The sequence below is a fragment of the Vibrio nitrifigilis genome (assembly GCF_015686695.1).
In the GTDB taxonomy this organism is placed as follows: Bacteria; Pseudomonadota; Gammaproteobacteria; order Enterobacterales; family Vibrionaceae; genus Vibrio; species Vibrio nitrifigilis.
Map to the genome: position 1 here is coordinate 2,864,191 of NZ_JADPMR010000001.1, position 20,281 is coordinate 2,884,471.

At 43.5% G+C, this 20,281-nt stretch carries 21 protein-coding genes; 8 read left to right on the top strand and 13 right to left on the bottom strand.

Annotated features, from left to right (window positions below):
* The first annotated feature begins 97 nt into the window (after positions 1-97).
* Entirely contained in the window at positions 98-817 is a 720-nt protein-coding gene (gene trmB / locus I1A42_RS12810; protein WP_161153990.1) for a tRNA (guanosine(46)-N7)-methyltransferase TrmB, read from the top strand.
* 75 nt (positions 818-892) lie between these two features.
* Positions 893-1,813 carry a glutaminase B gene (gene glsB, locus I1A42_RS12815; protein ID WP_196123669.1) on the top strand — a complete coding sequence of 307 codons (921 nt, stop codon included), beginning with the start codon at positions 893-895 and terminating at the stop codon, positions 1,811-1,813.
* 54 nt (positions 1,814-1,867) lie between these two features.
* On the opposite strand, the gene hemW is transcribed toward glsB, so the two are convergent.
* The 6 genes from hemW to I1A42_RS12845 form a co-directional block, all read right to left on the bottom strand.
* Positions 1,868-3,043, bottom strand: a complete 1,176-nt coding sequence (gene hemW / locus I1A42_RS12820) for a radical SAM family heme chaperone HemW (protein ID WP_196123670.1) — start codon at positions 3,041-3,043, stop codon at positions 1,868-1,870.
* Positions 3,043-3,642, bottom strand: a complete 600-nt coding sequence (locus tag I1A42_RS12825; RefSeq protein WP_161153987.1) for an XTP/dITP diphosphatase — start codon at positions 3,640-3,642, stop codon at positions 3,043-3,045. The genes hemW and I1A42_RS12825 overlap by 1 nt, the downstream gene beginning before the upstream one ends.
* A gap of 135 nt (positions 3,643-3,777) precedes the next feature.
* Positions 3,778-4,074 (bottom strand): DUF167 family protein YggU, encoded by a 297-nt coding sequence (yggU, locus tag I1A42_RS12830; RefSeq protein WP_196123671.1) that lies wholly within the window; start codon positions 4,072-4,074, stop codon positions 3,778-3,780.
* Positions 4,074-4,631, bottom strand: a complete 558-nt coding sequence (locus tag I1A42_RS12835) for a YggT family protein (protein WP_161154040.1) — start codon at positions 4,629-4,631, stop codon at positions 4,074-4,076. The genes yggU and I1A42_RS12835 overlap by 1 nt, the downstream gene beginning before the upstream one ends.
* 77 nt (positions 4,632-4,708) lie before the next feature.
* A complete protein-coding gene (proC, locus tag I1A42_RS12840; RefSeq protein WP_196123672.1) occupies positions 4,709-5,527 on the bottom strand; it encodes a pyrroline-5-carboxylate reductase in 819 nt (272 codons plus the stop codon).
* Between the two features lie 56 nt (positions 5,528-5,583).
* On the bottom strand, positions 5,584-6,291 hold the full coding sequence (locus I1A42_RS12845; protein WP_196123673.1) for a YggS family pyridoxal phosphate-dependent enzyme: 708 nt from the start codon (positions 6,289-6,291) through the stop codon (positions 5,584-5,586).
* Positions 6,292-6,316: 25 nt separating this feature from the next.
* Here I1A42_RS12845 and I1A42_RS12850 point away from each other — a divergent pair, with 25 nt between their 5' ends.
* Both I1A42_RS12850 and I1A42_RS12855 read left to right on the top strand, forming a co-directional pair.
* The gene (locus I1A42_RS12850) at positions 6,317-7,354 is read left to right on the top strand and encodes a type IV pilus twitching motility protein PilT (protein WP_161153983.1); all 1,038 of its coding nucleotides are present in this window, start codon (positions 6,317-6,319) and stop codon (positions 7,352-7,354) included.
* A gap of 64 nt (positions 7,355-7,418) precedes the next feature.
* Positions 7,419-8,525, top strand: coding sequence for a PilT/PilU family type 4a pilus ATPase (locus I1A42_RS12855; protein ID WP_196123674.1), 1,107 nt, complete (start codon positions 7,419-7,421; stop codon positions 8,523-8,525).
* 65 nt (positions 8,526-8,590) lie between these two features.
* On the opposite strand, the gene ruvX is transcribed toward I1A42_RS12855, so the two are convergent.
* The 7 genes from ruvX to metK all read right to left on the bottom strand — a co-directional run bounded on the left by ruvX (position 8,591) and on the right by metK (position 14,110).
* On the bottom strand, positions 8,591-9,016 hold the full coding sequence (gene ruvX / locus I1A42_RS12860) for a Holliday junction resolvase RuvX (RefSeq protein ID WP_161153981.1): 426 nt from the start codon (positions 9,014-9,016) through the stop codon (positions 8,591-8,593).
* 37 nt (positions 9,017-9,053) lie between these two features.
* A complete protein-coding gene (locus tag I1A42_RS12865) occupies positions 9,054-9,617 on the bottom strand; it encodes a YqgE/AlgH family protein (RefSeq protein WP_161154039.1) in 564 nt (187 codons plus the stop codon).
* A gap of 38 nt (positions 9,618-9,655) precedes the next feature.
* Positions 9,656-10,612 (bottom strand): glutathione synthase, encoded by a 957-nt coding sequence (gene gshB, locus I1A42_RS12870; RefSeq protein ID WP_196123675.1) that lies wholly within the window; start codon positions 10,610-10,612, stop codon positions 9,656-9,658.
* 12 nt (positions 10,613-10,624) lie between these two features.
* Positions 10,625-11,356 (bottom strand): 16S rRNA (uracil(1498)-N(3))-methyltransferase, encoded by a 732-nt coding sequence (rsmE, locus tag I1A42_RS12875; protein ID WP_196123676.1) that lies wholly within the window; start codon positions 11,354-11,356, stop codon positions 10,625-10,627.
* A 131-nt stretch (positions 11,357-11,487) separates the two neighbouring features.
* The gene (locus tag I1A42_RS12880; RefSeq protein ID WP_196123677.1) at positions 11,488-12,192 is read right to left on the bottom strand and encodes an endonuclease; all 705 of its coding nucleotides are present in this window, start codon (positions 12,190-12,192) and stop codon (positions 11,488-11,490) included.
* Between the two features lie 135 nt (positions 12,193-12,327).
* Positions 12,328-12,840, bottom strand: coding sequence for a SprT family zinc-dependent metalloprotease (locus I1A42_RS12885; RefSeq protein ID WP_161153977.1), 513 nt, complete (start codon positions 12,838-12,840; stop codon positions 12,328-12,330).
* A gap of 115 nt (positions 12,841-12,955) precedes the next feature.
* Complete coding sequence (gene metK, locus I1A42_RS12890; protein ID WP_161153976.1) at positions 12,956-14,110, bottom strand: methionine adenosyltransferase; 1,155 nt, start codon at positions 14,108-14,110, stop codon at positions 12,956-12,958.
* 319 nt (positions 14,111-14,429) lie between these two features.
* Between metK and tkt the strand changes: the two genes are divergently transcribed.
* The 4 genes from tkt (at position 14,430) to fbaA (ending at position 20,263) form a co-directional block, all read left to right on the top strand.
* Complete coding sequence (tkt, locus tag I1A42_RS12895) at positions 14,430-16,427, top strand: transketolase (RefSeq protein WP_196123678.1); 1,998 nt, start codon at positions 14,430-14,432, stop codon at positions 16,425-16,427.
* Positions 16,428-16,667: 240 nt separating this feature from the next.
* Positions 16,668-17,696, top strand: coding sequence for an erythrose-4-phosphate dehydrogenase (gene epd / locus I1A42_RS12900; RefSeq protein ID WP_161153974.1), 1,029 nt, complete (start codon positions 16,668-16,670; stop codon positions 17,694-17,696).
* 169 nt (positions 17,697-17,865) lie between these two features.
* Complete coding sequence (locus tag I1A42_RS12905) at positions 17,866-19,026, top strand: phosphoglycerate kinase (protein WP_196123679.1); 1,161 nt, start codon at positions 17,866-17,868, stop codon at positions 19,024-19,026.
* Between the two features lie 160 nt (positions 19,027-19,186).
* Positions 19,187-20,263 (top strand): class II fructose-bisphosphate aldolase, encoded by a 1,077-nt coding sequence (gene fbaA, locus I1A42_RS12910; protein ID WP_161153972.1) that lies wholly within the window; start codon positions 19,187-19,189, stop codon positions 20,261-20,263.
* Positions 20,264-20,281: the final 18 nt, after the last annotated feature.

Below are 20,281 nucleotides of genomic sequence, written 5' to 3' on the forward strand. Positions count from 1 at the left end.
ATTCATGTGGGATTAGCATTTTTTCGTTTAATACTTGCACCGAAGGCAATTCTTTGGATAATTCCCGCTCTGTTTAATCAATGCGCAGGCAAAACCAATGAGTGAAGTAACCACTAACGAGTTCACTGACGACGGTAAAATTGTACGAAAAATTCGTAGTTTCGTTCGTCGTGAAGGTCGACTAACAAAAGGTCAGGAAGCCGCTTTAAATGAGTGCTGGCCAACAATGGGAATTGATTACCAAAAACAATTGCTAGATTGGAAGGCAGTGTATGGTAATGATAATCCGGTGGTTCTGGAAATTGGTTTTGGTATGGGAGCGTCTTTGGTTGAAATGGCCAAAAATGCACCTGAGAAAAACTTCTTAGGTATTGAAGTACATAGCCCTGGCGTTGGTGCGTGTTTAGCGTCTGCTCGTGAAGCAGGAGTCACTAACTTACGCGTGATGTGTCACGATGCGGTTGAAGTGTTCGAGCATATGATTCCTGATAGTAGCCTGACTACATTGCAACTGTTTTTCCCAGACCCTTGGCATAAAAAACGTCACCATAAGCGCCGTATTGTTCAGCTAGAGTTCGCCGAAATGGTGCGTCAAAAACTGCAAGTGGAATCCGGTATTTTCCACATGGCAACAGACTGGGAAAACTACGCAGAACACATGATTGAAGTGATGAATCAAGCTCCTGGATACAAAAATATCGCTGTAGAAGGCGATTATGTTCCTCGTCCTGATGATCGTCCATTAACCAAATTTGAAGCGCGTGGCCATCGTTTAGGCCATGGTGTTTGGGATATTAAATACAAACGCATTAGCTAATTGAGTCTCGTTACTCGCTAGTTTCTTAATGCCAACATTTACCATGTTGGCATTTTTTTCCCTTGGAGAAAAAGAATGAAACCGACACAAAAGATTTTAACCACTATTTTGGACGAAGTACGTCCTTTGATCGGACAGGGAAAAGTAGCGAACTATATTCCGGCGCTAGCTGAAGTATCAAATCAAAAGCTTGGTATTGCTGTCTTTACCAATGAAGGTGAGGTGATTAAAGCGGGCGATGCTGAAGAAGGCTTTTCTATTCAATCGATTTCGAAAGCGTTGAGTCTCACCCTTGCTATGCGCTTATATGAGCCTGAAGAAATGTGGCGTCGAGTAGGGAAAGAACCATCAGGACAAGCGTTTAACTCTCTTATTCAGTTAGAAATGGAGCAGGGGATCCCGCGTAATCCATTTATTAATGCTGGGGCCATTGTTGTTGCTGATATGCTGCAAAGTCGTTTATCCGCTCCTAGACAACGTTTACTCGAGTTTGTTCGTCAACTGTGTAGTAACGAGCACGTAGTATATGACAAAGTGGTTGCTAATTCCGAGTTGCAGCATAGCGATCGTAATGCGGCGATTGCCTATCTGATGCGTTCATTTGGTAATTTCGAAAACGAAGTATTACCGGTATTGAACAACTATTTTCATGCTTGTTCTATTACGATGAGTTGTGTTGAGTTGGCAAAGACGTTCAGCTATTTAGCGAACAAAGGTCGATCGGTGATTAGTGGTGAACAAATCATTACGCCAACACAAAGTAAGCAGGTGAATGCATTACTTGCCACTTGCGGTTTGTATGATGGCGCTGGAGAGTTTGCCTATAGGGTCGGGATGCCGGGTAAATCCGGTGTTGGCGGTGGGATTATCGCGATTGTTCCTGGGGAAATGACGATAGCAGTCTGGTCGCCAGAATTGGATAAATCAGGTAATTCATTAGCGGGTACGAAGGCGCTAGAGCTATTAGCAAAACGGATTGGGCGCTCCATTTTCTAACGAAATGAACAACGCCACATACTGTTATGTGGCGTTGTGCTTTTTTAGGTTGTGCTACTCATCTTCATCAGCCATAAAGGCTTCGAGCAAATCATTAAGGAACAGTTTTCCTTTGCGAGTAATTTGCCAATGAGTGCTGTTTTCGTCTAAGTACCCCTGATCTATTGCCCAATTGATAGTCGGTCCAATAACCTCTAACGGTAGGCCTGTTGTCGTAACAAAATCTTGTTTGGGACAAGGTTCAATCAAGCGAAAACGATTCATAAAAAATTCAAATGGTCGGTCGATATCGGCGACAAGTTGTTCGCTATCAAGATACGGTTTCACCATATTCTGATAAGCCGATAAGTAGCCTCTAGGATGTTTAATCTTAGTGGTACGAACGATTCTTCCATCAGTAAAGCTGAGCTTGCCGTGTGAACCACAGCCAATTCCTAGGTAGTCACCAAAACGCCAATAATTTAAGTTATGCTGACATTGATAACCGGGTTTACTATAGCCAGATATTTCATATTGAACGTAGCCAGCAGCTGTTAACTTTTGATGACCAGATTCAAAAATATCCCATAATTGATCATCGTCGGGTAATTCAGGCGGTTTTGAATAAAACAGAGTATTGGGTTCGATCGTCAGTTGATACCAAGATAAATGCGGAGGATCTAGCTTGATCGCCTGCTCAAGATCATTCAGTGCTTGATCTTGAGTCTGATCGGGCAAGCCGTGCATCAGATCTAAGTTAAAGCTTTTCAGTCCGATTTGATGGGCAAGGTGCGCCGCATTGATCGCTTCAGCTTGACCGTGAATACGTCCAAGCGCTTTCAATTTATCCGGGGCAAAGCTTTGTACACCTATCGAAATACGCGTAACCCCCACTTTTCGATAAGCGGCAAATCTCTCAGCTTCGATAGTTCCTGGGTTGGCTTCCATGGTGATTTCAATATCTTGCTCGAATGGAATACGCGCTTCTATCCCAGAGAGTAATGCACCAATTCCTTCTGAGGAAATAAGGCTTGGAGTTCCTCCACCGATGAAGATGGAGTGCAATAATCGTGGGTTATCATTGAGGCAATAGCGCTCAATATCACGATCTAAATCTTCAAGTAGTGCTTGAATATAATCGTGTTCAGGGATGTCTTCTTTTAGTGCGTGTGAATTAAAGTCACAGTAAGGGCATTTCTGCACACACCAAGGAATATGGACATATAAACTTAAAGCAGGAGGTGTCAGCATTAAGCGTGTTGCTCTTCTAGGGCTGTAAATAATTTTTTCAGGGCAATGCCGCGATGGGACAGTTGCTTTTTACGAGCAGGTTCTAGCTCAGCAGAAGCACATTGTTCTTCTGGTACCCAAAAAATAGGGTCGTAACCAAACCCGTTTGTACCATGAGATTCCGTTAAGATATGACCTTCCCATTGACCGTGGCATACGAGTGGCGTTGGATCCTCGGCGTGGCGCATGTACACCAATACACAATGGAAACGAGCGGTACGTTGCTCTTGAGGAACACCTTCCATTGCGTTAAGTAGTTTATTCAAGTTCTCTTCATCGGATGCATCTTCACCCGCATAACGCGCTGAATAGATACCTGGCGCCCCTTTTAGATAGTCGACTTCTAAACCTGAATCATCAGCAATAGCAGCAAAGCCCGTTTCTTGTGCAGCATGGCGAGCTTTTATAATGGCATTTTCGATAAACGTTGTGCCTGTTTCAGGAACAGAAGATACGTTCAGTTCAGTTTGCGCCACTACGTCGAAACCAAAATCAGCCAATAGATCGGACATTTCACGAACTTTACCTTGGTTGCCAGTCGCTAATACAATTTTTTTCATTGGGGCTTTTACCTTACTTAAAAGTGGGCTGCGTTATGGCTGCCAAGAATACCAGAATCTAAGTGTAGCCACGAGTCCTACTCTAGATAAAACAATCCCCACGCAAAGGTGGGGATGATGAATGGTGAATACTTATTATGATGGATTGAGGAATGCCAATAGTGACTCTGGTATTTGGCTTGGTTGAGCGATCCTGAGCTGTTTATGTCGGCCCAATTCGCCTTTTTCTATCAGCACGTTACCTTTTGCCACTTTGCACTGTTTGGCCAAAAACTTGGCTAAATGTGCATTGGCTTTACCATCAACCGGTGGCGCGGTAATCGCGACTTTTATTTCATCGCCATGTAATCCTACAATCCTGTCTCTACTGGCTTTCGGTTGGATGTAGAGCCTTAAGATAAGGTCATCCTTGTCCAGCCAAATGGCATCCATTATAGCTGATACCAAATTGGACCAATGATATCGCCCATAAGGAAATTAGCGAATTGCAGGATAATAAATAGCGCTAATACACTCAGGTCTAATCCACCCATTACCGGGATAATGCGGCGCAAAGGGGCTAGCATTGGTTCGGTTAGTTGATGGAATAGATATTCGATAGGGCTACGGCCTTGGCTTACCCAACTTAAAATTGCGCGAATAATTAATACCCAAAATAGCAATCCACCTGCTGCTTTTACGAGAGCCAATAGCCCTAAAAACAGATAGAAAGTGCTGAAGTTCATCGCTCCGCCTGTTGAAATTAGCGTGAGCAATACGAATTTCACAACACATAGTACGTAAGCAAACAAGAGAGTCGCTACATCAATACTACCTATTGAAGGGATAAAACGGCGTAGTGGACCGACAATCGGTTGTGTCGCTTTTACGACGAACTGAGAAAATGGGTTGTAGAAATCTGCACGCGCTGCTTGTAGCCAGATGCGGAGAATCACAACCATGATATACAAGTCGAGCAAAGTGGAGATTAGAAAACTCATTGCGTTCATATAAGGCCCTTTTTGTTGCCATGTATTTAATTGTTCAGCGTGATAGCGGGTACGCATCACGCGTCAAAACACATTCGTTAGAATAGTGTTTCCATTTCTTCAGCCCGTTTAATGGCTGCTTGCATTGCTTTTGCCACAATGCCAGTTAAATCATTTTGATTAAATGTTGCTAATGCTTGAGCTGTTGTGCCACCTTTTGATGTCACTTGTTCACGCAAAGTGGCTAGCTCAAGTTCTGGATTTGCTTGAACCATTTCAGCAGCCCCTAATGCTACTTGTTGAACGATCTCTCTCGCTGTTTGGGTGTCAAAACCAAGGTTGATCGCCTCTTGCTGAATGGCTTCCATAAATAGGAAAAAATAAGCAGGAGCACTTCCCGCTGCTGCTGTAATGTTATTGATCCCTTGTTCTTCGTCGACCCAACATGCTTTGCCTACGGCTGACATTAGATCTTGCGTAAAGGTTTTATCTGCATCAGTGACTGATGGTACAGCGAATAAACCGCTCATACCGCGATTGATTAGTGAGGGGGTATTCGGCATTACGCGCACCAAATTCAATTTGGTATCAAGCAATTCATCGAGTCTTGCCGCTGTCACCCCCGCAGCAATAGAAATTACTAGTTTATTGGTAAAATCGATAGCTTGAAGAGGCTTACAAACATCGGCCATCAATTGCGGTTTCACTGCTAGAACAACCACATCTGCTTCGGTAACGGCTGCGATATTATCCGATGTTGTGCGGATACCATAATCTTGTTCTAGCGGTAAACGGCGAGTCTCTGTTGGAGATGTAGCTAAGATATTTTTTGCAGGGTAGCCGCTTGATACTAAACCAGCAATGATGGCTTTAGCCATATTACCTGCACCGACAAAAGTGATTTTTCTTTGTTCCATCTTAGTCTTATTCTCCAAAAGTTATAGGCTGTTACTGAATGACGATTTGTTCGTTATTACTGTTTGTTGGAATAGTCACGTTGACCAAATATAGCAGTGCCAATTCGTACGATAGTACTACCCGCTTCGATGGCTGCTTCCATATCCCCAGTCATTCCCATAGATATCGTATCGATATCTGGGTAGCGTTGAGCTAATTTTTCCTTCAATTGCGTCAGAGATTTAAATGCTGCAAGTTGCTGTTGATAATCTGACACATTTTCTGGAATCGACATGACTCCTCTTAACGTGAGGTTGGGTAGCTTAGAAATCAATTGGGCAAGTTCAAATAATTGTTGCTCATCGATACCTGATTTCGACGTTTCACCACTCGTATTTACTTGAATAAGTACTTGTAGTGGTGGCATGCCCTCTGGACGCTGATCGTTCAGACGTTGAGCAATTTTAGCTCGATCGATGGTGTGCACCCAAGCAAAGTGTTCTGCAACTGGGCGGGTCTTATTGGACTGTAAAGGACCGATAAAGTGCCACTCAAGATTAAGCTCAGGGTGATGTTGTGTGAAATACTCGACTTTATTCACACCTTCTTGTACGTAATTTTCACCGAATCGAACTTGTCCTGTTTGAGCGGCTTCTAAGACGGCTTCGACAGGTTTAGTTTTACTTACCGCGAGAAGTTGCACCGAGCCTTTTGTGCGTCCAAACTTAGTTTGAGCGCTTTCGATTAGTGATGTGATATGTTCAATATTTTGTTGAATACTCATAGCCAGACTTTAGTAAGGATAATAAATGGATATCGCTGAATTACTGGATTTTAGTGTAAAGCATAACGCCTCAGATCTACATCTTTCCTCAGGCGTGCCTCCCATGGTTCGGATTGATGGTGAGGTTAGGAAGCTCGGTGTTCCTGCATTTACTCATGCCGAGGTACACCGGCTCGTCTTTGAAATCATGAATGATGCTCAAAGGCGAGAATTCGAAGAAAATTTGGAAGTTGATTTTTCCTTTGAACTTCCGAATGTTGGACGCTTCCGTGTTAACGCTTTTCATCAGTCCCGCGGTGGTTCTGCCGTATTTAGGACAATCCCCACTGAGATACCTACCTTAGCACAATTAGATGCTCCAGAGATCTTTAACAAGATCACTCAATACGAAAAAGGGTTAGTTTTAGTAACAGGACCAACCGGATCGGGTAAATCGACAACCTTAGCGGCGATGGTTAATGAGATAAATGCGCATTATAACAAGCACATTCTTACCATCGAAGATCCTATCGAATTTATCCACAACAATAATAAATGTCTGATCAACCAAAGAGAAGTTCACCGCGATACGCTAAGCTTTAAAGCAGCTTTACGATCTGCTCTGCGTGAAGACCCTGATGTGATCTTGGTTGGTGAATTACGCGATCAAGAGACCATCAGTTTGGCGTTAACGGCTGCTGAAACGGGTCATTTGGTGTTTGGTACTTTGCATACCAGCTCCGCTGCTAAAACCATTGATAGGATTATTGATGTGTTTCCGGGAGAAGATAAAGGCATGGTGCGTTCCATGTTATCTGAATCACTCCGCGCCGTTATTGCGCAGAAGCTATTAAAAAAAGCGGGAGGTGGTCGTGTTGCTTGTCATGAGGTTATGCTCGGTACTCCTGCTATTCGTAATTTAATCCGCGAAGACAAGGTGGCACAGATGGTATCCATTATCCAAACAGGTGCCTCACATGGGATGCAAACGATGGAACAGCATGCACGCAAGTTAGTGTCTCAAGGTTTGGTCGATTTGGCAGAAGTACAAAGTAAAATAGAAACGGAGATGGGCAGTTTTTAGTTATCGGATTACGTCTTCGCGCTCTCTCAATAATCCTAGTTGATGGATTTAAGGACAATGCGTTATGTTTCTCGAACAGTGTTTAAGTGGAATGCTTACCCGTAAAGCATCTGATCTGTATATCACAGTGGGGGCTCCCGTTCTTTATCGGGTAAATGGTGAACTGCAAGGTGATGGTGAAAAGCTTACGTTTTCTGAAGTGAATAATCTTCTCAACCGGATGATGGATTCAGAGCAAGTGGAAGATTTTCATCATACTCACGAAGCGAATTTTGCCATAGTTAGAGACAGTGGGCGGTTTCGGGTGAGCGCTTTCTTTCAGCGAGAGTTACCCGGCGCCGTTATACGTCGTATTGAAACGACCATTCCGAGCTTTGAAGAATTGCATTTGCCCGATTTACTTAAAGAACTGGCCATGAAAAAACGTGGTTTAGTGCTGGTGGTAGGCTCGACAGGGTCTGGTAAATCGACCTCCATGGCTGCTATGGTTGGCTACCGAAATCAACATTCGTCTGGACACATTCTTACGGTGGAAGATCCGATTGAATTTGTGCATGAACACGCCGGTTGTATTGTAACGCAACGGGAAGTAGGGCTTGATACGGATAGCTATGAAGTCGCCTTGAAAAACTCACTGCGCCAAGCACCCGATATGATTCTTATCGGAGAAATTCGCTCCCGAGAAACGATGGAATATGCGATGAATTTTGCTGAAACAGGTCACCTCTGTATGGCAACGTTGCATGCGAATAACGCTAACCAAGCATTAGAGCGTATTTTGCATTTAGTACCCAAAGAACAAAAAGATCAGTTTCTATTTGATTTGTCGATGAACCTTCGTGGAGTGATTGGCCAGCAGCTGGTTCGAGATAAAGAGGGTAGTGGACGCCATGCGGCGTTTGAAATTTTACTCAATACTCCACGAGTCTCAGATTTAATTCGTCGTGGTGAACTGCATGAATTGAAAGAAACCATAGCCCGTTCAACAGAATCGGGTATGCAAACTTTTGATCAGTCGCTTTATCAACTAGTGGTTGATAATAAGATTTCTGAGCAAGATGCTATGCATTGTGCTGATTCTGCAAATGATTTACGGATTATGCTCAAGACAAAGCAGGGGAGTGGTTATGGCAGCAGCTCTTTAGCTGATGTCAAAATTGATATGGATTAGCCAGAGTTGCTTTTGTGTTAGTTAATAAAAAAGGTGCTTAAAGCACCTTTTTTGATAGACAGCTCTTATTCGCCCCACTGCGCTTCAAACCAGCTTTCGAGAATGACAACAGCTGATTGACAGTCAATATTACCTTTACTTAGCGCTTTGTAACCACCAAAAGAAAACAGGTCAGCTTTCGCTTCCGCGGTAGATAATCGCTCATCATGTAACTCCACAGGCAAGCCAAAACGACCATGCAGTCGATTTGCAAACTTTTTCGCTCGTGGCGTAATAGCATCTAAGTCTTTACCCCGTAAATCTGTGGGTAACCCCACTACGAGTAAATTGGGCTGCCATTCTTTAATCAGCTTTTCGATATCATCCCAATTAGGAATCCCCTCTTTGGCTTTGATCGCTTTTAGCGGTGAAGCGGTACCGGTAATATCCTGACCAACGGCGCTTCCAATACTGCGAGTGCCAAAGTCGAATGCCATAATTGTTCGTGACATAGTGCTGCTCTATAACTGAATTCGGGATAAAAAGTGGTTAAGCATGGCCAGCTTGGCTGGACAAATGTGCTGGACTAATCCCTAATCGAGCAATGGCTTTGTTCCACTTTTCACTAACCGGCGTATTAAAGATTAATTCCGCATCAGCTTCAATGGTTAGCCATGAATTTTCTGCTAATTCTGTTTCTAACTGCCCTGCATCCCAACCTGAATATCCTAATGCAACGATATATCCAGTAGGCTCAGCATCCGTACCTAATACCGTCAAAATATCTTTTGAAGTGGTCACTGCGATATCATCGGTCATGTTGACACTTGATTCATAGTGATCGTGGGGGCGATGCAGAATAAACCCCCGATCTTCAGATACCGGGCCACCGTTCAAAATAGGTTTATTCAGACTCTCTGTATGAGACTGAGGGTAAGCCGATTCCACTTCAACTTGTTGAAGCATGCCACCGACGGTGACATCGATTGGTGCATTGATGATAAGCCCCATCGCGCCTTCTTCATTATGTTCGCAGATATATACCACGCTGTTTTTGAAGTAAGGATCTTTCATGCTTGGCATGGCGACAAGAAAATGATTGGTCAAATTCATCATATTCTAATCCTCTCGCGTTCAGGAGCTTGGCGCTCCTATTTAGCTAATGCTTTTACGTGGCGTTCTACGGCATCCATCAGTTTACCGATAATCGAAACATCAAATGCTTTTTCGATTTCACGCACGCACGTTGGGCTTGTTACGTTAATTTCTGTTAGTTTGTCACCAATGACGTCAAGACCGACGAAAATCAGGCCTTTTTCTTTTAAGATTGGCGCCACTGTTTCGGCAATTTTGCGGTCCGTTTCGCTGATAGGACGAGCTTCACCGCGTCCCCCGGCTGCTAGGTTGCCACGTGTTTCACCTTCTGGTGGAATACGTGCTAAGCAGTAAGGCATTGGCTCACCATCAACAACCAAGATGCGTTTATCGCCGTTACTTACATCTGGAACAAAGCTTTGTGCCATACAGAAGTTTTTACCGTGATCAGTTAGTGTTTCAATGATAACCGATACGTTTGGATCGCTCTCTTTAACACGGAAGATAGATGCACCACCCATGCCATCAAGAGGTTTCAAAATCACATCACCATGCTTTTCTTTAAATGCTTTAATGGTTTCTGCTTTACGCGTCACAATGGTGTTCGGTGTTAATTCTGGGAACCAAGCTGTGAACAATTTCTCGTTGCAGTCACGTAGACTTTGAGGTTTGTTAACAATCAGAGTCCCTTCAGCTTCTGCTCTTTCTAGAATATACGTAGCGTAAATGTATTCAGTATCAAAAGGAGGATCTTTACGCATTAAAACGGCATCTAATTCAGACAGGCGAATGGTTTGCTCTGAATGAAATTGATACCAACCGTTTGGATCTTCTTGCACGATAACAATTTTAGTATCAGCAAGAGCAACACCTTGATCTAAGTGTAGATCATTCATCTCGATATAATGGATCTCGTAGCCACGACGTTGTGCTTCTAGCATCATGGCAAAGCTAGTGTCTTTCTTGATGTTAATGGATGAGATAGGATCCATTACGATGCCGAGTTTAATCATTATTCTTCTCCATTAGCCTAAATCGCCAAAGCGAACTTGTAAGGCTGTTATAGCGGTTAAGGCGGCGGTCTCGGTGCGTAACACTCGAGGCCCTAACAGCGTTTCTTCAAATTGATATTGGCGAGTCATTTCAATCTCTTCAGCGGAAAGGCCGCCTTCAGGACCGATCAATAATCGCACTTTGGTTACCGGCTCTGGTAACGTATTGATGGAGTAGCGCGCTCGCGGATGTAAGTTGAGCTTTAACCCATCGCTGTGTTCCGCACACCACTCTTCAAGAGACATAATTGGTCGAATTTCTGGTACACGATTGCGGCCGCTCTGTTCACAAGCGCCAATAGCGATTTTTTGCCACTGTTGTAATTTTTTCTCAAAGCGCTTGGCATCAAGCTTAACGCCACAGCGTTCAGAAATCAGCGGAGTAATCACATTTACCCCTAATTCAACTGACTTTTGAATGGTGAATTCCATCTTATCGCCGCGAGAAACGACTTGGCCTAAATGTAAATCGAGAGGGGACTCACAACCATTTTCGACCCGCTCTGAGACATCAACGAGCACGCGTTTCTTCCCTGATTCGGTAATAATGGCCGGAAACTCAGCACCGCTTCCATCAAAAAGAAGGACTTCTTGTCCTTCTTGCATACGAAGTACTCGGCCAATGTGGCCTGCGGCATCTTCGCTTAATGTTACTGTGCCTAGATGTTCAATCGTTTCCGGGTGATAAATACGGGGAATGCGCATGCATGAGTCCTGGACAAATGTGTTTTTCTACTAGCGTCTAACATGGATGCTTTACAGCAAAAAAACAAGGGCAAATGCCCTTGTTACGCTGAGTTTTTCGTTGCAATTCTTTGTGTTGTCGAGAGATAGGACTATTTGTGGCACTGACCTTCAACAAACGGGTTATGATTCCCTTGAATCGCTGCAATTTTTTGATCGCGTTGACATTCCCATGAGCTCACAGGGTAACGGTGGTCCCAAACATTCATCAACTGTCGTTGGGCTTTAGACAGTCTAAAATTATAGCGTTGGCTCATATAGAGATAAGTACGAGCGATGGGCCCGCGCGCTTGTTCTGGAGGCATTGCTTTACGCTGTTTAAAGTCGACCTGCATTGAACACTGACCATAAGTTACCCCTTCAACACCATTCCACTGACTAAAATTGTAATTGGAGCGATCGCCATTGACCTCGCCGATGGCCGGTGTGAGGTTGTGCATATCTGCTTCTATTTTTTTAAAGCCTTTATCATGTCGTTCACAATAACTTCTTCCACCCTTTTGCCAGCACAAACGCTGGTGGCCAAATTGCCACGCAGGAACAACGTGTTCCCACTCAATGCGGTGTGCTCGACGAGGTTGCTTGCGAACATGGTAACCGCAAGATTGTAAATTGGGTTCTCCTTTACGACCATGCCAAGTAATTGCGCAGTCGCAATAAAATGTCGTTGGGTGTGTCTTATACAACTTAACCGCTTGGGTTTTAGCCTGATAAAAACTGGTTGGAGCGTGAGCTGAGCTAAAAGAAGAGAAAGCCATCATCATGATGGAGAGCATTAATGTTTGAAATTTGTTCATTACAAGACTGAAAAAAGTATGATTTTTTTCAGTCTAACACTCAAAAATATGAAATCTATCGGTAACAGAAACGGATGATGAGAAAACACATAATACTGACATAAGGTTAGATATTTTGTTCTTAATCACAGGGGGTTAACTCAAACGTTTTCCCGTAAAGCGTATTTCTTGATGGCAATGTTGGCAGCGATACACTGCTTGACCACGTTGGATTTTATTATGACGGCGGATTGAGAGTTGGTGATGTTGACAGGCGCAAGCATATTCAAAGGTTTTGCCTTGTACTGATAGCACGGAAAATTGATGGGTTGTATCCGGTGCTAAATGGAATACTTGCGTCATGACTGCTTGCCACTCTTTACCGTGCGGACGCACGCGGCCAAACAATTGGTAGGTGACTATATGAGCCACTTCATGTGGGATCACTTGCTCAAGAAAGGCAGTTTTATTTTCATTAAATAAAACGGGATTGAGCCGAACTTCATTAAGGTGCATGTAAGCTTTACCTGCCGCTTTACCACGTAGTTTATAGCTTAACGAGGGGGTAGGCAGAGCAGTAGAAAAATATTGATTTGCTTGTTCTGTACAGCGTTGTAGAACGCTTTGAGCTTGTTTGGTTAAGTCTGGGCCTATGGTAGGTTGAGTCATGCAGTGCTCTAACTTCGGGGGCATTTCTGCTTGGTATACTAATCGAGCTGGCAATATAAAAAAAGCCCTGACGGAGTCAGGGCCTTCTATTCATTTTCAATCTAGCTGCGACGGTTTATTTCAAACCTGCGAATTCACGCAATAGAGCCGCTTTATCAGTCGCTTCCCAAGGGAATTCTTCACGACCAAAGTGACCGTATGCTGCAGTCTTTTTGTAGATAGGTTGCAGTAGGCTTAACATTTCTTGCAGACCGTATGGACGTAAGTCGAAGAATTCACGTACTGCTTTAACAATCACGTCAGTTGATACTTTTTCAGTACCAAATGTTTCGACCATGATTGATGTTGGATCGGCAACACCGATTGCGTAAGAAAGTTGGATTTCACAGCGATCTGCAAGGCCAGCTGCAACGATGTTTTTCGCTACGTAACGTGCTGCGTATGCTGCGCTGCGGTCCACTTTTGATGGATCTTTACCAGAGAATGCGCCGCCACCGTGGCGAGCTGCACCGCCGTAAGTATCAACGATAATTTTACGACCTGTTAGACCACAGTCACCCATTGGACCACCGATAACGAAACGACCGGTTGGGTTAATGAAGTATTTAGTTTCTTTATCTAACCATTCAGTAGGAAGGATTGGTTTGATGATCTCTTCCATCACACCTTCACGAAGGTCAGCGGTTGAAACGCTGTCGGCGTGTTGAGTAGATAGAACGACGGCATCAATACCAACAATTTGGTTATTATCGTATTTGAAGGTTACTTGAGATTTAGCGTCTGGACGCAACCAAGGAAGTGTGCCGTTTTTACGAACTTCTGCTTGACGCTGCATTAGGCGGTGCGCGTAAGTAATTGGCGCAGGCATTAACACGCTAGTTTCGTTTGTTGCGTAACCGAACATGATACCTTGGTCACCAGCGCCCTGTTCTTTAGGATCTGATTTATCAACGCCTTGGTTGATATCTGGTGATTGTTTACCAATAGTGTTGAGAACAGCACAAGAGCCGGCGTCAAAGCCCATATCTGACCCTGTGTAACCAATTTCACGTACGGTTTCACGAGTGAGTTCTTCAATATCTACCCATGCTGAAGTTGTTACTTCGCCACCGACCATAACCATGCCGGTTTTTACATAAGTTTCGCAAGCAACACGTGCTTTTGGATCTTGTTCCAAAATAGCATCTAGGACCGCGTCTGAGATTTGGTCTGCGATTTTATCTGGATGGCCTTCTGATACAGATTCAGAAGTGAACAGGTGCTTAGCCATGATAACTCCAATATTTGTCAAATAAGAGTAGCTTCAAGACCGCGCTACTCCGCACTATCGATTAATATGTAGGCGTTTCTACATCTAGACGTCTATTCTAGGATCCCATAATCAAATTACAAGTTCTTTTTGTTATGAGAAATAAGTAAACGTTTGCAGATTGTCATATAGGCGAGGTGACTGGTGCTGAAAAACTGAGATAGCAACGGGCAAATAAAGCCTAAAAGGATTGCAAAAGGTTTGCAGTGTTACAGGGGCTTTGCGACAATGCAGAGCACATTATTATGGATAATTTATTTCTGCTTTTTTAGGAGCTGACATGTCTTCTCGCAAACAACTCGCGAACGCAATTCGTGCATTAAGCATGGACGGAGTTCAACAAGCTAACTCTGGCCACCCTGGTGCACCTATGGGGATGGCAGACATCGCCGAAGTTCTATGGCGTAGTCACTTAAATCACAACCCTAAAAACCCTAACTGGGCCGATCGCGACCGTTTTGTTCTTTCAAACGGCCATGGTTCAATGCTGATTTATTCACTATTGCACCTTACTGGTTACGATCTCTCTATTGAAGACCTGAAAAATTTCCGTCAGCTTCACTCTAAAACACCAGGCCACCCTGAATACGGTTATGCGCCAGGTATTGAGACAACGACTGGACCGCTAGGTCAGGGGATCACCAACGCTGTTGGTATGGCATTAGCTGAAAAAGCGTTAGCTGCTCAGTTCAACAAAGAAAACCACGATATCGTTGACCACTACACTTATGCCTTTATGGGCGACGGTTGTATGATGGAAGGTATCTCTCATGAAGCGTGTTCACTAGCGGGAACACTAGGTCTTGGTAAACTGGTTGCTTTCTGGGATGACAACGGTATTTCTATTGATGGTGATGTAGAAGGCTGGTTCTCTGACGACACACCAAAACGTTTTGAAGCTTATGGCTGGCATGTTATTCCCGCGGTTGATGGCCATGATCCTGAAGCGATCAATGCAGCGATTGAAGCAGCAAAAGAAGAAACATCTCGTCCAACATTAATCTGCTGTAAAACAATTATTGGTTTTGGTTCGCCAAACAAAGCGGGTTCTCACGATTGTCACGGTGCTCCTCTTGGCGCTGATGAGATTAAAGAAGCGCGTGATTTCCTTGGTTGGAACTACGGTCCTTTTGAAGTTCCAACTGATATCTACAATCAGTGGGATGCTAAAGAAACAGGTGCTGCATCTGAAGCGGCTTGGAATCAAAAATTCGCGGCTTATGAAGCGGCATACCCTGAATTAGCGGCTGAATTCAAGCGTCGTGTTGCGGGTGACTTACCCGCTAATTGGGAAGAAGCAACCACCCAAGTTATCGCTGATCTTCAAGCAAATCCTGCAAAAATTGCATCGCGCAAAGCATCACAAAATGCATTAGAAGCATTTGGTAAATTACTGCCTGAATTTATGGGTGGTTCTGCTGACCTTGCGCCATCAAACTTAACCATGTGGTCTGGTTCGAAGTCATTAACTGCTGAAGATGCATCTGGCAACTACATCCACTATGGTGTACGTGAATTTGGTATGACAGCCATCATCAATGGTATTGCACTTCATGGTGGCTTTGTTCCTTACGGCGCAACGTTCCTAATGTTCATGGAATATGCTCGTAACGCAATGCGCATGGCTGCATTGATGAAAGTTCAAAATATCCAAGTTTACACCCATGATTCAATTGGTTTGGGTGAAGATGGTCCGACTCACCAACCAGTTGAGCAAGTTGCTTCATTACGACTTACTCCAAACATGAGTACGTGGCGCCCATGTGACCAAGTGGAATCTGCTGTAGCTTGGAAATTGGCAATCGAACGTAAAGATGCACCAACAGCACTTATTTTCTCTCGCCAAGGTCTAGCACAACAAGAGCGTACGGCTGAGCAAGTGGCTGATATTGCTAAAGGTGGTTACATCTTGAAAGACTGCTCAGGTAAGCCAGAGTTGATTCTAATTGCAACAGGTTCTGAAGTTGAACTTGCAGTCAACGCTGCGGCAGAACTTGAAAAACAAGGTAAAGCTGTTCGCGTTGTTTCTATGCCATCAACAGATACGTTTGATAAACAAGATGCGGCTTACCGTGAAGCTGTTCTACCTGCTGACGTAACAGCACGTGTTGCTGTTGAAGCGGGTATTGCTGATTTCTGGTACAAATACGTTGGTTTGAATGGACGTATCGTGGGTATGACGACCTTTGGTGAATCTGCGCCGGCAGAGCAACTGTTCGAACAGTTCGGTTTCACCGTAGAAAACGTTGTGGCTAAAGCAAACGAAATTATTGCTTAAGCTAGCTTCAACTCAAATTTTAAAGGGCCGCTTGGCCCTTTTTTTATCCTTGAAATTCAAGTCATGTCTCAATTATCTGCTCTATCTGTATAGGCATCAATTTGCTTATCTGCGTACTTAAATGTAATTAATTTTTAAAGCATTATTGGTTTGGTTAATGAATTTCACTTTCCAAGTGATAACTGTCAATGAATGGAGTAGTATCTGTGCAAACCAACAACAGATATTGGCGCAGGATAGATGCTAAGGGTAGCAATTAATGGATTTGGTCGGATAGGACGTAATGTATTGCGTGCTGTCTATGAAAGCGGCAAAAGTCAGCAGATTAAGGTTGTGGCAGTGAATGAACTTGCCAAACCAGATGCAATGGCTCATTTACTCCAATACGATACCAGTCATGGTCGTTTTGGTAAGAAAATTACAAATGATCAAGAACATATCTATGTTCATCACGATCAAGAGCATTTCGATACTATTCGAATTTTACATTTGGAAGACATTCCAATGTTACCTTGGCATGATCTTGGTGTGGATATCGTACTCGATTGTACCGGGGTGTATGGTTGTCATGCTGATGGAATCAAACATATTGACGCTGGGGCGAATAAGGTACTGTTTTCTCACCCTGGTGCGAGTGATCTCGACAATACGATTATTTATGGCGTTAATCATGAGACGTTAACCAACGAACACCGTATTGTTTCTAATGGTTCTTGCACCACAAACTGCATCGTTCCGATTATCAAAGTGCTTGATGAAACATTTGGTATCGATTCTGGGACAATCACCACAATTCACTCTTCAATGAATGACCAGCAGGTCATAGACGCGTACCATACAGATCTACGTCGAACACGTGCTGCAGGACAATCTATAATTCCTGTAGATACGAAGTTACATAAAGGTATTCAGCGGATATTCCCGAAATTTTCCAACAAATTCGAAGCAATTTCTGTGAGAGTGCCAACGGTTAATGTTACGGCAATGGATTTAAGTGTCACAGTTAACACAAAAGTGAAAGTTAATGACGTAAATCAAACCATTGTGACAGCGTCTCAGTGTACATTACAAAACATAGTTGATTATACTGAAGCGCCACTTGTTTCGATCGATTTTAATCATGACCCACATAGTGCTATTGTGGATGGGTCGCAAACGAGAGTGAGTAACGGGCAGTTGGTCAAGATGCTCGTTTGGTGTGATAACGAATGGGGATTTGCTAATAGAATGCTCGATACGGCATTAGCAATGCAGGCAACTGAGTCATAGCCCACATTTCGAGGAAAAAATATTTATTTTCTGCACTGAAATAAATATCCTCTATCCCGGTTCGAAAAATAGAACATCAAAAAACAGTAGAACACGAAAGAATATCAGAGCCCGGCCTAGGGGCGGGGTGAACAAACTTTATTTCTTTGAAAATTTGAGAGGACAAATCATGTCTGTAATCAAGATGACTGACCTGGACCTAGCAGGTAAACGCGTATTTATCCGTGCCGACCTTAACGTACCAGTGAAAGATGGCAAAGTGACTTCAGATGCACGTATCTTGGCATCAATCCCTACAATCAAACACTGCTTAGCTGCTGGCGCTAAAGTAATGGTGACTTCTCATCTAGGTCGTCCTACTGAAGGCGAATACGCTGAAGAATTCTCTCTACAACCAGTTGTAAACTACCTAAACGACGCACTAGATTGCGACGTTAAACTAGCTAAAGATTACCTAGACGGTCTTGAACTAAACGCTGGTGAATTGGTTGTTCTTGAAAACGTTCGCTTTAATAAAGGCGAAAAGAAAAACGAAGACGAACTATCTAAAAAATACGCAGCACTATGTGACGTATTCGTAATGGATGCGTTCGGTACAGCTCACCGCGCTCAAGCTTCTACTTACGGTGTTGGCGTTTTCGCTCCTATCGCTTGTGCTGGCCCTCTACTTGCTAACGAACTTGAAGCTCTAGCTAAAGCAATGGACAAACCAGCTCGTCCAATGGTTGCTATCGTCGGTGGTTCAAAAGTTTCTACTAAGCTGACTGTTCTTGAATCACTATCAAAAGTTGCTGACCAACTTGTTGTCGGTGGCGGTATCGCAAACACATTCATCGCAGCTGCAGGCCACAACGTAGGTAAATCACTTTACGAAGCTGACCTAGTTGATACAGCGAAAAAACTGATGGAAGAGTGTTCAATTCCAGTAGCAACTGACGTTGCATGTGCTAAAGCATTCGACGAAAACGCAGAAGCTGAAATCAAGAAAGTTGAAGACGTTCAAGATGACGACATGATCTTCGACCTTGGTCCAGATTCAACTGCACAACTAGCTGAAATCCTTAAAAACGCGAAAACTATTCTTTGGAATGGTCCTGTTGGTGTATTCGAATTTAAAAACTTCGAAGCTGGTACTAAAGGTATCTCTGAAGCGATTGCTCAATCTGAAGGTTTCTCTGTTGCTGGCGGTGGTGACACACTAGCAGCTATCGATAAATTCGGCATCAAAGCTGACGTTTCTTACATCTCAACTGGCGGCGGTGCTTTCCTTGAATTTGTTGAAGGCAAAAAATTACCAGCGGTTGAAATGCTAGAGTCTCGCGCTAAATAATAGATAAATAAAAGGAGCGGGAAGTATAGTTCTCGCTTCTATTTGGCTACTTCTCTTAGTCACTATTTTGGTAAATTTGCGCTAGGATTGTTGTGGTAGCCGTAAACAAGATTTAACTAACCGTTTTGTTTTTAAAACGAGAAAATATAGGATCAAATCCATGTCTAAGGTCTTCGATTTCGTAAAACCAGGTGTTATTTCTGGTGATGACGTACAGAAAGTATTTGCAGTAGCAAAAGAAAACAACTTTGCTCTTCCGGCAGTTAACTGTGTAGGTTCTGACTCAGTAAATGCTGTGTTAGAAGCTGCTGCTAAAGTTAAATCTCCTGTTATCGTTCAGTTTTCTAACGGTGGCGCGGGATTCTTTGCAGGTAAAGGTCTAAAACTAGAAGGTCAACAAGCTCAAGTGCTTGGTGCAATTGCTGGTGCAAAACATGTACACACCGTTGCTGAAACTTACGGTGTTCCTGTTATCCTTCACACTGACCACGCAGCGAAAAAACTACTTCCTTGGATCGATGGTCTACTAGACGCAGGCGAAAAACATTTCGCTGAAACTGGTAAACCTCTATTCTCTTCTCACATGATCGATTTGTCTGAAGAGTCTCTAGAAGACAACATTGCAATCTCTTCTAAATACCTAGAACGCATGTCTAAAATGAACATGACTCTAGAAATTGAACTAGGTTGTACTGGTGGTGAAGAAGACGGTGTTGATAACTCAGATATGGACACTTCAGAGCTTTACACTTCACCTGAAGATGTTGCATACGCATACGAAAAACTAAACGCAATCAGCCCTCGTTTCACTATCGCTGCTTCATTTGGTAACGTACACGGTGTTTACAAACCAGGCAACGTTGTTCTGACTCCAACTATTCTTCGTGATTCTCAAAAATACGTTTCTGAGAAATTCAATCTTCCAGAAAACTCTTTGAACTTCGTATTCCACGGTGGTTCAGGTTCTTCTGCAGAAGAAATCAAAGAATCAATCAGCTACGGTGTTATCAAAATGAACATCGATACTGATACACAATGGGCTTGCTGGAATGGTATCCGCGAATACGAAGCGGAAAACCACGATTACCTACAAGGTCAAATCGGCAACCCTACTGGTGAAGACGCACCAAACAAAAAATACTACGATCCACGTGTATGGCTACGTGCTGGTCAAACAGGTATGGTTAAACGTCTTGAAGAAGCGTTCTCTAACCTTAACGCTGTTGACGTTCTATAAGAGGCCGTCGATAACAAC

Coding starts and splice junctions, on each gene's coding strand:
- trmB (WP_161153990.1), top strand. CDS start 98: ATGAGTGAAGTAACCACTAACGAGTTCACTGACGACGGTAAAATTGTA.
- glsB (WP_196123669.1), top strand. CDS start 893: ATGAAACCGACACAAAAGATTTTAACCACTATTTTGGACGAAGTACGT.
- hemW (WP_196123670.1), bottom strand. CDS start 3,043: ATGCTGACACCTCCTGCTTTAAGTTTATATGTCCATATTCCTTGGTGT.
- I1A42_RS12825 (WP_161153987.1), bottom strand. CDS start 3,642: ATGAAAAAAATTGTATTAGCGACTGGCAACCAAGGTAAAGTTCGTGAA.
- yggU (WP_196123671.1), bottom strand. CDS start 4,074: ATGGATGCCATTTGGCTGGACAAGGATGACCTTATCTTAAGGCTCTAC.
- I1A42_RS12835 (WP_161154040.1), bottom strand. CDS start 4,631: ATGAACGCAATGAGTTTTCTAATCTCCACTTTGCTCGACTTGTATATC.
- proC (WP_196123672.1), bottom strand. CDS start 5,527: ATGGAACAAAGAAAAATCACTTTTGTCGGTGCAGGTAATATGGCTAAA.
- I1A42_RS12845 (WP_196123673.1), bottom strand. CDS start 6,291: ATGAGTATTCAACAAAATATTGAACATATCACATCACTAATCGAAAGC.
- I1A42_RS12850 (WP_161153983.1), top strand. CDS start 6,317: ATGGATATCGCTGAATTACTGGATTTTAGTGTAAAGCATAACGCCTCA.
- I1A42_RS12855 (WP_196123674.1), top strand. CDS start 7,419: ATGTTTCTCGAACAGTGTTTAAGTGGAATGCTTACCCGTAAAGCATCT.
- ruvX (WP_161153981.1), bottom strand. CDS start 9,016: ATGTCACGAACAATTATGGCATTCGACTTTGGCACTCGCAGTATTGGA.
- I1A42_RS12865 (WP_161154039.1), bottom strand. CDS start 9,617: ATGAATTTGACCAATCATTTTCTTGTCGCCATGCCAAGCATGAAAGAT.
- gshB (WP_196123675.1), bottom strand. CDS start 10,612: ATGATTAAACTCGGCATCGTAATGGATCCTATCTCATCCATTAACATC.
- rsmE (WP_196123676.1), bottom strand. CDS start 11,356: ATGCGCATTCCCCGTATTTATCACCCGGAAACGATTGAACATCTAGGC.
- I1A42_RS12880 (WP_196123677.1), bottom strand. CDS start 12,192: ATGAACAAATTTCAAACATTAATGCTCTCCATCATGATGATGGCTTTC.
- I1A42_RS12885 (WP_161153977.1), bottom strand. CDS start 12,840: ATGACTCAACCTACCATAGGCCCAGACTTAACCAAACAAGCTCAAAGC.
- metK (WP_161153976.1), bottom strand. CDS start 14,110: ATGGCTAAGCACCTGTTCACTTCTGAATCTGTATCAGAAGGCCATCCA.
- tkt (WP_196123678.1), top strand. CDS start 14,430: ATGTCTTCTCGCAAACAACTCGCGAACGCAATTCGTGCATTAAGCATG.
- epd (WP_161153974.1), top strand. CDS start 16,668: ATGCTAAGGGTAGCAATTAATGGATTTGGTCGGATAGGACGTAATGTA.
- I1A42_RS12905 (WP_196123679.1), top strand. CDS start 17,866: ATGTCTGTAATCAAGATGACTGACCTGGACCTAGCAGGTAAACGCGTA.
- fbaA (WP_161153972.1), top strand. CDS start 19,187: ATGTCTAAGGTCTTCGATTTCGTAAAACCAGGTGTTATTTCTGGTGAT.